This window comes from Roseovarius sp. 10 (genome assembly GCF_033100315.1).
Lineage (GTDB): Bacteria > Pseudomonadota > Alphaproteobacteria > Rhodobacterales > Rhodobacteraceae > M30B80.
Map to the genome: position 1 here is coordinate 491,136 of NZ_JAWLVH010000002.1, position 14,770 is coordinate 505,905.

The following is a 14,770-nucleotide window of genomic DNA, read 5'->3' on the forward strand; positions in this document are numbered from 1 at the left end:
GTTAGACCTCTTCCACCGCGATGACACCGCCCAAAGATTTCAGCGCCCCTTTTATGGCGGGATTGACGGGGTAATCCTCGCCCAAGAGGACTTCGACCTCACCCGGAAGATCGGCGGCTGTCAGGCATAATTGAATTGGGCCTGTCACCCGCGATGCATTAGTCTTTTTGGCCTCGCCCAACACATTGGCCAATTGCGGCAAAGCGGCCGCGTCCTCGACAAACACCCTCAAGCCTGTAGCCCCACCTTGTGCGGCAACCGCATCAATGGGCTGTACCGCGCGAGCAAGGAGTTTTAATTGCTCCGCTTCATAGGTGGCCTCAACGGTCAACACCACATTCTGGCCCGCCTCTAACAAATGCCGAGCAGACTCGAGCAGGTCAGAGAACACTGTTACTTCGTAAAGTCCCGTTGGATCGGAAAGACCCACAAAGGCAAAACGGGTGCCGCGCTGGCTTTTGCGCTCTTGCTTGACCGCAACCGCCCCTGCCAATTTGGTGACAAAAGCCCCCCCTTGCACCCGCGCCTCAACCTCACGCAGCGACAAACAGCCTGAGCGTTTCAAGCTTGGCATATATTCATCCAAAGGATGGCCAGAAAGATAGAAACCAACCGCCTGATGCTCTCGGGAAAGCCGTTCATTCGGCAACCAATCTGGCGGATTAGACAGGCGTGGCTCAGGCAAATCATCGCCCCCTTCCCCGAATAGGGAGGTCTGGTTTGACGATTTTTGATCATGAATTGCAGCAGAAAAGGCGACCAGCGCATCCAAACTGTCAAACACGCGGCGGCGGTTCGCATCCAGCTCGTCAAAGGCGCCTGCGCGCGCCAACATCTCAAGCGGCCGCTTGCCCACCCGTTTCAAATCAACCCGCCGAGCGAAATCAAAGAGCGATGCAAAGGGCTGATCTCCGCGCCCTTCAACGATCAGGCGCATTGCATCGACACCGACATTTTTCAAGCCACCCAAGCCATAGACCACGCGCCCATCAGACACGGAGAACGTAGCAAGCGAGCGATTAACACAAGGCGGCACGATCTCTATGCCAAGGCGACCCACCTCTTGGCTGTAAATAGACAGCTTATCCGTCAGATGGATATCGCAATTCATCACCGCAGCCATGAATTCGACAGGATGGTTCGCCTTAAGCCAAGCGGTTTGATAACTGACAACCGCGTAAGCGGCCGCGTGGGATTTGTTGAAGCCGTAATTGGCGAATTTTTCTAGAAGGTCGAACACTTCTTCGGCCTTGGCCTTGTCGACCCCATTTGCCTTTGCCCCTTCCACGAATTTGGGGCGTTCGGCATCCATGGCCTCTTTGATCTTCTTCCCCATGGCGCGGCGCAGCAAATCCGCACCGCCTAGGCTATAGCCTGCCATGACCTGCGCAATTTGCATCACCTGTTCTTGATATACGATGATGCCTTGCGTCTCTTCGAGGATGTGATCAATCAACGGATGGATCGAGGCACGCTCTTTGATCCCGTTCTTCACCTCGCAATAGGTTGGGATATTCTCCATCGGTCCCGGGCGATAGAGCGCCACAAGGGCCACGATATCCTCAATGCAGGTGGGGCGCATACGCCTTAGGGCATCCATCATGCCCGAGCTTTCCACCTGAAACACCGCAACAGTCTTGGCCGAAGCATAGAGCGCATAGGTCGCTTCATCGTCTAACGGGATCGCGTTGATCTGGTTTTCTGCCCCCTCAGGCGGTTGATAGAGCGCGTGGCCATCTGGTGCGACATGCAAATCGCGGCCCGATGAATGGATCAAATCAATGGCATTTTGCACCACAGTCAGGGTTTTCAGGCCGAGAAAATCAAATTTCACCAAGCCCGCAGGTTCTACCCATTTCATATTAAACTGGGTTGCAGGCATGTCCGAGCGCGGGTCTTGGTAAAGTGGCACCAACTCGTCCAAAGGGCGGTCACCGATCACAACGCCCGCGGCGTGGGTTGAGGCATTGCGCAAAAGCCCCTCGACCTGTTGACCATAATCCAAAAGCCGCGCGACCACTTCTTCGGCCTGCGCTTCTTCGCGCAGGCGCGGTTCATCGGCCAAGGCTTTTTCGATGCTCACGGGTTTGACCCCCTCAACAGGGATCATTTTTGACAGGCGATCCACCTGGCCATAGGGCATTTGCAAAACCCGCCCGATATCGCGCACGGCCGCCTTGGATAACAGCGCACCAAAGGTGATGATCTGCCCCACGCGGTCGCGACCATATTTTTCCTGCACATATTGGATCACCTCCTCGCGGCGATCCATGCAGAAGTCGATATCGAAATCGGGCATTGAGACGCGTTCAGGATTGAGGAAGCGCTCAAACAGCAAGCTATAACGCAGAGGATCAAGGTCGGTAATCGTCAAGGCATAGGCCACAAGGCTGCCTGCACCCGACCCGCGCCCAGGCCCGACTGGGATGTCATGCTCCTTGGCCCATTTGATGAAATCGGCCACGATCAAGAAATAGCCCGGAAAGCCCATCCCCTCGATGATGTCCAATTCGAAATCGAGGCGCTTTTGATAGTCCTCAACTGATGCCGCATGCGGGATCACCGCAAGGCGCGCTTGCAGACCTTCATTGGCCTGACGGCGCAGTTCTTCAACCTCGTTCTCGGCAAAGCGCGGCAAGATCGGGTCGTGGGTGCGCGCGCGGTAGGCGCAGCGTTGTGCAATCTCGACCGTGTTTTCAATCGCCTCGGGCAGATCAGCGAAGAGTGTCACCATCTCTTCGGGGGTTTTGAAATAATGCTGAGATGTCAGGATACGGCGTGGTTCTTGTTGATCGACATAGGCCCCTTGCGCGATGCAAATCAACGCGTCATGCGCCTCATACATTTTTGGTTTGGGGAAATAGACGTCATTGGTCGCCACAAGGGGCAGGCCCATCTTATAAGCCATATCAATCAAATGCGGCTCACTCAGCGCCTCTGCCTCGGGCAGACCCTGATCTATGGGATGACGCTGTAATTCAACATAAAGCCTATCCCCGAAGATCTCAGCCAATCGCGCCATCAATCCTTCGGCTTTGGCTATTTGCCCCGCAGAGAGCAGCGCGCCAAACGGCCCCTCAGGGCCACCAGAAAGACAGATCAACCCCTCATTATGCGCCGCCAATTCATCAAGGGTGACATGGGGAATCTGGCCATCGCCGCGCAAGTAGAAATGCGAATTCAGCTTTAATAGGTTCAAGTAACCCTGACGCGATTTCACCAAAAGAACAATGCCGCGCGGGGGGCGCGGTTTCTCGCCCTGCGCCGCCGCCTCATAGGCCAAATCAATCTGGCACCCCAATATCGGCTGCACACCTGCCTTGACCGCATATTCGGAAAACTCAAGCGCGCAGAACATGTTGTTGGTGTCTGTCACTGCGACAGCGGGCATGCCTGCATCGGCCACCAATTGCGGCAAAGATTTGATCCGCATCGCCCCTTCAAGCAGCGAATATTCGCTATGCACACGCAAATGGATGAATCGAGGCTTTGACATAAACCCAACCTATGAAATGCGCGCCGAGCAGAAAAGCAAAAAAGCCGCCTGCATCTCCAAAGGGATGCAGGCGGCCTTCACGGGAGGAACCCTGTCTCGATCAGGTTGGATCAACCATCCACGCGGATCGTGACGTTCTTCGGATCATAAGGGCTGTCTTCGGTAATTTCCGCATCATAAAGCGCGCCCATGATCATCACCTTCAGCTTTTGCCCAACCTGTGCATAGTCAGGTTTCACATAGCCCATGCCGATCTGTTTTCCGAAATGCACGGAATAGCCACCTGATGTCAGACGCCCAACACGGGTTTCGCCATCAAACAAGGCTTCGCGCCCCCATGGGTCAGCATCCTGAGGCCCGTCTATCAACAGCGTCACACATTTAGAGCGGATACCCTTATCAAGCATTGCTTGCTTGCCATGGAACTCCTTCGAGAGATCAACAAAGCGATCTAGGCCCGCCTCCAACGGCGTTGCATCACGGCCAAGTTCATTGCCAAAGGCACGATAGGATTTCTCCTGACGCAGCCAGTTCTGCGCACGCGCACCAACCAGCTTGAGCCCATGCTTTTCGCCCGCAGCCATAAGTTGATCCCACAGGTGATTTTGCATCTCAATCGGATGGTGCAATTCCCAACCCAACTCACCTGTATAGGCCACACGCGCAGCGCGCACAGGCACCATTCCCAGCTCGATGTCGCGCACAGACAGCCATGGCGAACGCTTGTTCGAGAGGCGCGTTTCTGGCTCTGCGTCACGGACAAGCTCGTTCAAGATCGCGCGGGAATTTGGCCCCGCAAGGGCAAAGACACCCCATTTCGTGGTCACATTCTCGACCGCGAACCAGTTGCCTGTGCTTTGGGTTTTGGCCCAGAAATCTTCTTCGGCCTTGCGCAGATAATCGCCGTCATAGGCCTCCCACGCGCCTGCAGAGACGAGGTAGTAATCATTCTCAGCAATCCGCATGATAGTGTATTCGGTGCGGGTCGTGCCTGCATCGGTCAGCGCATAGGTCAGGTTAATCCGTCCCACTTTGGGCAATGCGTTACAGGTAAACCAATCCAAGAAAGCAGTCGCTCCAGGCCCGAACACACGATGCTTGGCAAAGGCTGTTGCATCAATCAGGCCAGCGGTTTTACGGATCGCTTCCGCTTCCTCGCGGGCAAAGTTCCACCATCCGCCGCGACGGAAACTGCGCGCATCATGGTCGAAATGAGACGGCGCATCTTTGGGGCCGTAGTAGTTTGGACGTTCAAATCCGTTCACACAGCCAAATTGCGCGCCAAGCGCCTTTTGACGATCATAGGCAGGGCCTGTGCGCAAAGGACGGCAGGCTTCGCGCTCTTCGTCAGGGTGGTGCAGAACATAGACATGCGCATAGCATTCTTCATTTTTGCGCGCTGCATATTCGGTCGTCATCCAATCTTGGCCGTAACGCTTAGGGTCAAGGCTGGCCATATCGATTTCCGCCTCACCTTCGACCATCATCTGCGCCAGATAATAGCCTGTGCCACCTGCCGCGGTGATGCCGAAGCTGAAACCTTCAGCCAACCACATATTCCGCAGGCCAGGCGCAGGGCCGACCAATGGATTCCCATCGGGGGTGTAGCAGATCGGGCCATTGTAATCGTCTTTCAGACCCACTGTCTCACTGGACGGGATGCGGTGGATCATGGACATATATTCTTCTTCGATCCGCTCCAGATCGAGCGGGAAGAGATCCGCGCGGAAACTGTCGGGCACAGCATATTTGAAGCATGCAGGTGCGCCTTCTTCATAAGGCCCTAGAATCCACCCACCGCGTTCTTCGCGCACATACCATTTTGCATCTGCATCGCGCAAAACGGGATGCTCGGGCGCGCCATTTTGACGGAAGGCCACCAATTCTGGATCAGGCTCCGTGACGATATATTGATGCTCGACTGGGATGGCGGGGATTTTGATGCCCAACAATTTCGCTGTGCGCTGCGCATGGTTTCCTGTTGCGGTCACAACATGTTCGGCAGTGATCACTTGGGTTTCCTCAGACGGAACCAAATTGCCGCCCTTTTCCACCATCTTAGTGACAGTGACGCGCCATGCCTCGCCTGTCCATTCATAGCCATCAACTTGCCACTTGCGCTCGATAATCACGCCACGCTGGCGCGCGCCCTTGGCCATGGCTTGGGTCACGTCTGCAGGGTTGATATAGCCGTCAGTCGGGTGGAACAGCGCCCCTTTGAGATCTTCTGTACGCACCAGCGGGTAGCGGTCTTTAATCTGCGCAGGTGTCAACCACTCGTAGGGAATACCAACCGTCTCAGCGGTCGATGCATAAAGGTGGAACTCGTCCATGCGTGCATCGGTCTGCGCCATGCGCAAGTTACCGACCACAGCAAACCCTGCGTTGAGGCCTGTCTCTTCTTCCAACGTCTTATAGAATTTCACAGAATAGTCGTGAATATGGCTGGTTGCGTAGCTCATGTTGAACAAAGGCAAAAGTCCGGCCGCGTGCCATGTCGAGCCAGAGGTCAATTCATCCCTCTCCAACAGCATCACATCCTGCCATCCCGCTTTTGCAAGATGATAGGCAATAGATGCGCCAACGGCACCGCCGCCGACAACCAAGGCTTTGACATGTGTCTTCATGATATCCGCTCCCGCGCGTGATCTGTGGTTGTCCCCTCTTGCCAGAGGTCAAGCCGCGCGGCCTCGCCCGCCCGACCGAAAAAAGACAGAAAACGACATCTGTGACACAGGCCACATAATCAACAAAAAAAAGGCCCCTCTCAGGGGGCCTTTTTCATAACTTTTACCTTCCAAGCATACCTGCTTAGTGCAAGCGGCTTTCCACTTCGGCGATGGCCGCATCAATGCGCTTGTTCGCTTCGGTTGCAGTGGTGCTATCGGCCAAAATCTTTGCCGCCGCCGCAATCGCAACATCCACAGCACGGTTGCGCAATTCACGGGTCGCTTTTTCTTCGGCGCTCGTGATCTGCTCCTCAGCTGCCTTTAGGCGGCGCGCGATGGAGCGCTTGAGGTCTTCTTTGGCAGCATCGGCAGCCAAACGAGCCTCTTCGCGGGCGTGGTCGATAATGCGCTGAGATTGTTCAGCCACTTCGCGGCTTTTGCGCTCATAGGCCGCAAGAACGGCTTGCGCTTCATCGCGTAGGTTGCGGGCCTCATCCAATTCGGAACGGATGGTTTCCGCGCGGTCATCCAACATCTTGAGGATCATCGCAGGCACGTTGAAATAGAACAACAGCGCCAAGAACAAGATGAAGCCAATCAGCACCACGTAATTGGTGTTGAAGAAAGACGCAAAGCCGTAATCACCACCTGCTGCAAAAGCAGGCGCCGCGATTAGGGTCAGGGCAGATGTTGCCAATGTCGCGTAACGCAGTGTCATGGCTTATCCTTTCATCCGCTCTGCAATGGCCGCTTTCAGCGCCTTGGCATCGGGCTTGCCGCCACCAAGTGCCGTTACAATCTCGGTTGTCGCATCTTTTGCGACCGCTTCGATGTTTTTCACAGCGCCTGCGCGGATCTCACCGATACGCGCTTCAGATTCTTTTGCCTTCGCAGCGATCTGCGCGTCCGCTTTTGCAGTTGCATCCGCCAATTCAGCCGCGATTTCGCTGCGGGTCTGGGCGATGATGTCTTGCGCTTGCGCGCGCGCATCTGCGAGGGCTTTGTTATAGGCCTCTTCCGCTTCAGCAGCTTTGGCTTTGAGGTCTTCAGCAGCGGCAATGTCCTTTGCAATCGCGCCTTGGCGGTCTGCCAAAACGGATGCAACGCGGGGCAACGCCACGCGGCTCAAGATCAAATAAACGACCACCAGTGTAACCACGAGCCAGAAAATCTGGTTCGGGAAGGTGGAGAAGTCGAGTTGCGGCATACCCCCCGAGGCGGCTTCGCCACCATGGGCTGCACTGGCAACGTTGTGGGCAGTCTCTGCCATCATGTCCTCCTGGAACCGGTGATTACACTGGGCCGCTGTGGCGCGCTGCGCGCAAAGCGACCCAGCCGTAAGGATGGTTCGCTAAAGGCTTAGACTGCGAACATCAGCAGAAGTGCAACGAGGAACGCGAAGATCCCCAAAGCTTCTGCGAACGCGATACCGATGAAGAGCGTTGCGGTCTGACCTGCAGCTGCAGATGGGTTACGCAAAGCACCTGCGAGGAAGTTGCCTGCAACATGGCCCACACCGATCGCTGCTGCGCCAGAGCCGATAGCGGCAAGGCCTGCACCGATGAATTGACCGAGTTCTGCGATATTGCCTTCCATTTCCGTTTCTCCTTACGTTGGAATTGGCTGAATAGGTGTCCTGAATCGTGATCCGCTTAGTGATGCGGATGCAGCGCGTCTTTCAGATAGACGCAGGTTAGGATGGTGAACACATAGGCTTGGATCACGGATACGAGCACTTCGAGCCCGTAGATCGCGACAATGCCCAAGATTGGGGCGAAGGCTGCGGCGCCCATCGCGCCGGCGAAACCTGCAAACACTTTCAAAACTGCGTGGCCCGCCATCAAGTTACCCGCAAGACGGATGGAGTGGCTGACGGGGCGCACGAAGTAAGAAATTAATTCGATGATGGCAAGGATCGGGCGCAACGCCAATGGCGCGGAACTGACCCAGAACAGGCTGAGGAAGCCTGCGCCGTTCTTGATGAAACCCACCAAGGTCACTGTCAGGAATACCGCCGCCGCCAAAATCGCGGTCACCGCGATATGCGATGTGGTGGTAAAGCTCATTGGGATCAGGCCCAAGAGGTTCGACAACAAGATGAACATAAACAGGGCGAAAATATAGGGGAAGAAGGGCAGTGCATCTTTGCCTGCAACATCTTCGACCATCTTACGCACGAAGCCATAGATCAGCTCAGCGACCGACTGGCCGCGCGATGGAACCACGGCGCGACCGCGCGTGCCCATGACCATCAATGCCACAATCGCGATGACGCTGAGCGCCATCCAGAGCGTGGAATTGGTCGGCGTGTACCAGTTCAGCGTGTCACCAAACAATGGGGAGATGACGAATTGATCCATCGGGTGGATCGCCAAGCCGCCTTCGTAATCGTCAAGTAGACCCAAGACGAAAAGCACAGCCGCGATGGCCAAAAGAACAAATGCAATCGGCTTGCCCGAATTAGAGGGCTTGTTCTGATCAGAATTCGTTACATCCGAAGCCACGGTGTATCCCCTTATTTTGTGCCGCCCTCATCCGCGTTTTCGCGGGCTTGGGCTTGGTTCTGAAGCTCTTGCGCAGATCGGATCATCGTTTTGACCCCAGCCACAAAGCCCAGCAATGTAAAAACGACCATCAGCCAAGGGCGCGTGCCCAAGAGGCTATCCAAGCCCCAGCCTATGCCAACACCGATCAACAACCCGCTGACCAGTTCAATCACCATCCGCCACGCGTGCTGCGCTTGGGAATAATGCTCCCCCATCGGTGGTTTCTTGTCGGCCTCGCGCGACCGAATGTTTGCCAATTTTTCTTCCAACGCCTTAAGGCGGTCGGGATTTGGCGATGGCTCGGTCATGTGCAAAGCACCTTCAGAAAACGCCCCTCGGGTGTCGCGCGGAACCTAAGAACAGGCCGCGCCAGAGTCAACGAAACTTTGCACCCGCAGAGAAACGCATAAGCTATTGAATATAAAGTAATAAAATTACCTGCGACAAGTTGGTCAAATCCACCCGTTAGAAGGTCTGCGGCAAATTTCGACAATTTCCTATATTCAACCAAATGGTTGACGATTGCCTCAGAAGGCAGGATAGGATGCCAATATGAGTGCCAGTTCCCTAGATCTGACCTTTGCTGCCTTGGCAGACCCAACCCGCCGCGCGATCTTGTCGATGCTGCTCGAAGATGACATGGCCGTGACCGATGTGGCGGAACCGTTTGAAATGTCTCTGGCTGCGATCTCAAAGCACCTCGCCATCCTTGCCCATGCGGGACTGATTGCCCAAGAAAAGCGGGGACGGGTCAAGTGGTGCAAACTCGAGCCTGACGCGCTGCGCGCCGCAAGTGTTTGGATGCAGGGGTTTGGTCAATTCGAACCCATCCACCTAGACGAGTTCGAAGCCTTTCTCGCCCGCGAATTGGATGGGGCTGATACGCAGGGCGGTTAAACCGTCCCCACGATATTTTTGGCGTAATCTTTAAGATAGGCCAAGACGCGCTGCACCTTTGGGCTGCGATGCAAATCGACATGGGTGACCAACCAGACAGAAGAATTCCATTCGTCCAGTGAGGGCATCACCTCAACCAAGTCTGCATTTTGCTCAAGGGCAAAGGCAGGTGCAAAGCCTATGCCGATCCCCGCATGAACGGCCTCAATCGCACTCGCGAAATCTGAGGCCCGAAACACGATTGCATCTTCAGGCACATGATCCTTGAGCCATCTTAAAAACGGCGCGCGGCTATCGGCTTGAGTGGTTGCCACAAAGCGATGCTGCCCTGCTGCTTCTAGGCTGAATGGCCCGTGCTGTTCGAGATAGGACTTGGTTGCGCAAAGACGCGCCCTGAGCGTGAAAAAGGGCTGCACGACATTATCGGGCTCCGATGGGGCAGACCCTGCACGAATGGCAATATGCGCCTCGCCCAATTCCATCCGAAAGACGCGCTCATCCGTCACCAAACGAATGCGCAAATCTGGATGATCGTTTTGTAATTCGGCCAATGCGGGCATCAACAACTGCGCCACGAAGCCAAGCGCGGTCAGCACCAATTCCCCCGACAGCGTATCGCCCTGCCCTGCAATCCGCGAGGCCAATTGTGAAAACCGCGCTTCAGTTTCAGCGGCAGTCGCGAGCAAATCCTGCCCGGCCTCGGTGGGGGTGTAGCCGCGCGCATGACGATGAAACAACCGCACCCCAAGACGCCCTTCAAGCGCGTCTATATGCCGGATCACTGTAGCATGATGCACCGATAGATAATCTGCGGCCCCAGACACCGTGCCCAGTCGTGCCACATGATAGGCCGTGCGCACCTCATCCCATGCATCCATCATCGCACCCTTTACTTGCCGCGCAAACGATCACGGCTTTTCGACCAAAACACAGCCGCCCTGTCATAAAGCGGATCAAGAATGCGGGCTTCAAACCGCTCCCACAAGCGCCATAGGGCCAACAAGACACCCAAAAGAAGGACGAGAATCGTAATCGGCATCCATGGGATCAGCGTCACATCTGGCCCTGCCACCTGACGCAAGGCCACAGCATTGGGATAGGTCGTCAAAAGGCGCGAACGCCATCCGTAATGGGTAACCGCTACCCAAATCGGGTCAGCCGCAGTCGAAATCAGGTTTGCCGCTTCGGCCTGCAGGTCTGAGCTGTCCAACTTGAAATAAGGAGGCCACCCAAAACCTGTATCCTCATTGCGGAACACGTGAACCTCGCCCTGCGCATCGACCGTATTGATCAAACGCAAATCGCGCGATGCGAGTTGTGCGCTGCCTGTATCGCCGCGCGCATAGAAGATGCGGTTGAGGCCTGAAAAATCTTGCCTAATGATTTCTGTCTGCGTGATCCGCAAAATATCCCGTTGCGGCAGCGTATAGTGGAAGAACGCGACAAGGAGCGCGCCCAATATCAGTAATGCTATGATCCGTGGCCAACGCATGCGCCGCCTGCCCCTTTGTCGTTTATTTTCCCATTGCGCCCTCTAAGGCGCGAACGGATCGGTGAACCCAACATAAAGGAACAGCGCCGCCAGTGGCAAAGCATAAACCACAACCGCCAAACGCAGCGCGATTTTACGCATAGATCCTGCCAGACGGCGATTGATCCAATCCTCACGATGCTCATTCGCGGCATCAGACGGATCGCGCTTTTGCCATTCCTCGATTAAGGCCTCACGCTGGCCTGCGCGCAAATAAAAATAGAGCGATACAAAGACCACTGTCAAAAGCACCGCCATCAGCAAGGCTATGCGAATAATCACACCCTGTTCTCCCAGATCCGTGACTCATCCCTGATATAGGCACGGCGCAAAAATTTGCACGGGCTTGCAATGCGCAAATTCCCACAGCAAGCTGAAAAAGACAGAAGGTGGGACAAAAATGGACAGCAAAGATCAACTTGAAACTGCGATTGCCGCACGGCGGGACGATTTGATTGCACTGACCCAAGATTTGATCCGCATCCCCACCCTCAACCCGCCCGGTCAAAACTACCGCGAAATTTGCGACTATCTCAAACAGCGCTTGGAGGCAGCGGGGTTCACGGTTGACTTAATCCGCGCCACAGGGGCGCTTGCCGATAGCGATACATATCCACGATGGAACATGGTGGCGCGCTATGAGGGCGGCGCAGCGGGGGACACCGTTCATTTCAACAGCCATCACGATGTCGTGGAGGTTGGGCATGGATGGACGAAGCCGCCTTTTGGTGGGGTTCTCGAAGATGGCCGCATTTACGGACGCGGGGCGTGCGATATGAAAGGTGGACTTGCAGCCTCAATCATCGCAGCTGAGGCCTTTATTGCCACCTACCCAAAATTCGCAGGTGCGATTGAAATCTCTGCCACCGCAGATGAGGAGTCAGGTGGCTTTGGCGGTGTTGCCTATCTGGCCGAGCAGGGCAGATTTGACCCTGCCCGCGTTCAGCATGTTATTATCCCCGAACCTTTGCAAAAAGACCGCATCTGCCTTGGCCATCGTGGCGTATGGTGGGCACAGGTCGAAACGAAGGGGCGCATTGCGCATGGCTCAATGCCATTCTTGGGCGACAGCGCCATCTCTCACATGGGCGCGGTTCTCGCTGAAATAGAAACGCATCTTTTGCCACTCCTCGCAGGGAAAACCACTGCCATGCCAGTCGTGCCGCCGCAGGCGCGCCAATCCACGCTGAATATCAATTCAATCCATGGAGGCGAGCCTGAACAGGCCGATGATTACACTGGCCTGCCCGCACCATGTGTTGCAGATCGCTGCCGCATCGTGATTGATCGCCGCTTTTTGATTGAAGAGGACATCGCAGCGGTCAAAGCGGAATTGACCGATATGCTAGAGCAAATCAAAGCCAGCCGCCCCCGATTTGACTATGAGATTTCCGATCTGTTCGAGGTGCAACCGAGCATGACGGATGAAAGCAGCCCGCTTGTGCAATCGGTGGGCCAGGCCATCGAACGCGTGCTGGCCCAAAAAGCGGAATATGTGGTCAGCCCAGGCACCTATGACCAAAAACATATCGACCGCATTGGTCGGTTGAAAAACTGCATCGCCTACGGGCCAGGTATTTTGGAGCTTGCCCACCAACCCGATGAATGGGTTGTGGTTGATGACATGGCAGACAGCGCGCTTGTTATGGCGCTGACCTTGGCAGAATTGCTACCAACAGCTTAGGGCTGAAGAACAAAACCCATATGCTCAATCGCGCGTTGCGCGATCTTGTCACCCTTGAGGGCCGCATCGTTCAAAGCCTTCATCAGCCCCGAAAGTTTGCGGCTGCTGGCTTGCTCTTTTACGAAATTACTGACCTCTTCGGCAGACAGGGCGAGGATAGTCTGTGCTGTATCGCATACCATATGCGTATCTCCCGAGTTCGACCCTCGCCTCAGCGCATCGCCGCAAAGCGTATATCGCGCTATGGCCGAGGGGCTTATCAGAACCAGCAAGTGCCGATCCGACTCAGAGCGTTAACCTCTCGTCACGATTCGGGCGAGTCGGAAATGACAGTTCTGCGACAGTATGCGCAGCCTTCCGCCGATCCCAATTCCCTCAAAAGGCACAGCAAGCAGGCCGCATTACAACCAGAACGCTTGCCAGACCAAGCCTTGCGGCACTACGATGGCCCTCTGAACTTTCGCGGGAGGGCCACATGGTTCGGTTTCTAACATCCGCCGCAACGGCGTTGATCATTTCCACCACATGCGCCTTTGCGCAAGGCAATAGCATCAAAATCGGGATGGTGCTTGAGCCGCCAAATCTCGACCCTACAGCAGGTGCAGCAGCGGCCATTGATGAGGTGGTCTATGCCAATGTTTTTGAAGGCCTGACACGGTTCGGCCCTGACGGCTCTGTGCAACCTGCGCTTGCGCGATCATGGGAGATTTCAGACGATGGTTTAACCTATCGCTTCACCCTCGCGCCAAATGTGCAGTTTCACGATGGCAGCGACATGAATGCGGATGATGTGGTCTTTAGCCTAGATCGGGCCCGCGCTGAGGGCACCACCAACGCACAGGCCGCCCTCTTTGCAGGTATCGCCTCTGTTGTCGCAGAAAGCCCTGACACCGTTGTGGTTACGCTAAACGCCCCTGATGGGGCCTTTTTGTTCAAGATGGCTTGGGGGGATGCGGTGATCGTGGCCCCCGAAAGCGCAGAAACAAACGCGACCAACCCCATTGGCACAGGCCCCTTCCGCTTTGTCGATTGGGTGCAAGGGGATCGCGTGGAACTGGCCCGCAATGCCGCGTATTGGGGCACGCCCATCGCGCTTGACAGCGCAACCTTCCGCTTCATCACGGATCCAAATGCCGCCTATGCCGCATTGATGGCAGGTGATGTCGATGCTTTCCCAAATTTCCCAGCGCCTGAAACTTTGGCCCAATTCGAGGCAGACCCACGCTTTAACGTGATTGTCGGCTCGACCGAAGGCGAGACAATTTTGGCGATGAACAACAAGCAAAGCCCGCTTGATGATATCCGCCTGAGAGAGGCGATTTCGCACGCGATCAATCGGCAAGACATTATTGACGGCGCTATGTTTGGCTATGGCACACCCATTGGCACACATTTCGCGCCGCATAATCCCGACTATGTCGATCTGACCGCGCAATCGAATTACGACCCAGAACGCGCGCGTGCTTTGCTGCAAGAGGCAGGGCTAGACGGGGTAACATTGCGTCTGATGCTGCCCCCGCCAGCCTATGCGCGCCGTGGTGGAGAGATCATTGCGGCCCAATTGCGTGAGATTGGTATTGAGACAGAAATCACCAATCTAGAGTGGGCGCAGTGGCTTGAGCAGGTGTTCCGTGGTCGCGATTTTGATCTCACCATCGTCAGCCATACCGAACCTATGGATATCGGCATCTATGCGCGGGAGGATTACTATTTCCAATATGCCCGTCCCGAGTTTGTTGCGCTGAACGAGGCGCTGACCTTGGAAAGCGATCCTGCTGCGCGTAGTGACTTGCTCGGACAAATGCAGCGCATGATCGCGGATGATTATGTGAACGGCTACTTGTTTCAGTTGGCCAAAACAGGGGTTGCGGATGCGCGCATCCGTGGTCTTTGGGAAAATTCGCCGACACAGGCCAATGATCTGACAGGCGTCTCTTGGGACTAGGG

At 55.5% G+C, this 14,770-nt stretch carries 14 protein-coding genes; 3 read left to right on the plus strand and 11 right to left on the minus strand.

Features of this window, described 5'->3' with window-relative positions; translation table 11 throughout:
• Window position 1: 1 nt before the first annotated feature.
• The 7 genes from dnaE to RYZ18_RS09640 all read right to left on the minus strand — a co-directional run bounded on the left by dnaE (window position 2) and on the right by RYZ18_RS09640 (window position 9,019).
• Complete coding sequence (dnaE, locus tag RYZ18_RS09610) at window positions 2-3,496, minus strand: DNA polymerase III subunit alpha (protein WP_317656490.1); 3,495 nt, start codon at window positions 3,494-3,496, stop codon at window positions 2-4.
• Window positions 3,497-3,606: 110 nt separating this feature from the next.
• Window positions 3,607-6,123 carry an FAD-dependent oxidoreductase gene (locus RYZ18_RS09615; protein ID WP_317656491.1) on the minus strand — a complete coding sequence of 839 codons (2,517 nt, stop codon included), beginning with the start codon at window positions 6,121-6,123 and terminating at the stop codon, window positions 3,607-3,609.
• Window positions 6,124-6,307: 184 nt separating this feature from the next.
• Complete coding sequence (locus tag RYZ18_RS09620; RefSeq protein ID WP_317656492.1) at window positions 6,308-6,883, minus strand: ATP F0F1 synthase subunit B; 576 nt, start codon at window positions 6,881-6,883, stop codon at window positions 6,308-6,310.
• A gap of 3 nt (window positions 6,884-6,886) precedes the next feature.
• The gene (locus tag RYZ18_RS09625; RefSeq protein ID WP_317656493.1) at window positions 6,887-7,435 is read right to left on the minus strand and encodes a F0F1 ATP synthase subunit B'; all 549 of its coding nucleotides are present in this window, start codon (window positions 7,433-7,435) and stop codon (window positions 6,887-6,889) included.
• Window positions 7,436-7,524: 89 nt separating this feature from the next.
• Window positions 7,525-7,761, minus strand: coding sequence for a F0F1 ATP synthase subunit C (locus RYZ18_RS09630; protein WP_050928673.1), 237 nt, complete (start codon window positions 7,759-7,761; stop codon window positions 7,525-7,527).
• Window positions 7,762-7,817: 56 nt separating this feature from the next.
• Entirely contained in the window at window positions 7,818-8,597 is a 780-nt protein-coding gene (locus tag RYZ18_RS09635; RefSeq protein ID WP_411567109.1) for a F0F1 ATP synthase subunit A, read from the minus strand.
• Between the two features lie 83 nt (window positions 8,598-8,680).
• Complete coding sequence (locus RYZ18_RS09640; protein WP_317656494.1) at window positions 8,681-9,019, minus strand: AtpZ/AtpI family protein; 339 nt, start codon at window positions 9,017-9,019, stop codon at window positions 8,681-8,683.
• A gap of 244 nt (window positions 9,020-9,263) precedes the next feature.
• Here RYZ18_RS09640 and RYZ18_RS09645 point away from each other — a divergent pair, with 244 nt between their 5' ends.
• Complete coding sequence (locus RYZ18_RS09645; RefSeq protein ID WP_317656496.1) at window positions 9,264-9,608, plus strand: ArsR/SmtB family transcription factor; 345 nt, start codon at window positions 9,264-9,266, stop codon at window positions 9,606-9,608.
• On the opposite strand, the gene RYZ18_RS09650 is transcribed toward RYZ18_RS09645, so the two are convergent.
• The 3 genes from RYZ18_RS09650 to RYZ18_RS09660 are packed head-to-tail and all read right to left on the minus strand — an operon-like array spanning window position 9,605 to window position 11,421.
• Window positions 9,605-10,489: a LysR family transcriptional regulator gene (locus RYZ18_RS09650; protein ID WP_317656497.1), complete on the minus strand. Its 885-nt coding sequence runs from the start codon at window positions 10,487-10,489 to the stop codon at window positions 9,605-9,607. The genes RYZ18_RS09645 and RYZ18_RS09650 overlap by 4 nt on opposite strands.
• An 8-nt stretch (window positions 10,490-10,497) precedes the next feature.
• Complete coding sequence (locus RYZ18_RS09655) at window positions 10,498-11,100, minus strand: DUF1523 family protein (RefSeq protein WP_317656499.1); 603 nt, start codon at window positions 11,098-11,100, stop codon at window positions 10,498-10,500.
• 42 nt (window positions 11,101-11,142) lie between these two features.
• Window positions 11,143-11,421 (minus strand): hypothetical protein, encoded by a 279-nt coding sequence (locus RYZ18_RS09660; RefSeq protein WP_317656500.1) that lies wholly within the window; start codon window positions 11,419-11,421, stop codon window positions 11,143-11,145.
• Between the two features lie 118 nt (window positions 11,422-11,539).
• Between RYZ18_RS09660 and RYZ18_RS09665 the strand changes: the two genes are divergently transcribed.
• Entirely contained in the window at window positions 11,540-12,823 is a 1,284-nt protein-coding gene (locus tag RYZ18_RS09665; protein WP_317656501.1) for an acetylornithine deacetylase/succinyl-diaminopimelate desuccinylase family protein, read from the plus strand.
• Here RYZ18_RS09665 and RYZ18_RS09670 read toward each other — a convergent pair.
• Window positions 12,820-13,005 (minus strand): hypothetical protein, encoded by a 186-nt coding sequence (locus tag RYZ18_RS09670; protein ID WP_317656503.1) that lies wholly within the window; start codon window positions 13,003-13,005, stop codon window positions 12,820-12,822. The two genes, RYZ18_RS09665 and RYZ18_RS09670, sit on opposite strands and share 4 nt — an antisense overlap.
• Before the next feature lie 293 nt (window positions 13,006-13,298).
• On the opposite strand from RYZ18_RS09670, the gene RYZ18_RS09675 reads away from it, so the two are divergent.
• Complete coding sequence (locus tag RYZ18_RS09675) at window positions 13,299-14,768, plus strand: ABC transporter substrate-binding protein (protein ID WP_317656505.1); 1,470 nt, start codon at window positions 13,299-13,301, stop codon at window positions 14,766-14,768.
• Window positions 14,769-14,770: the final 2 nt, after the last annotated feature.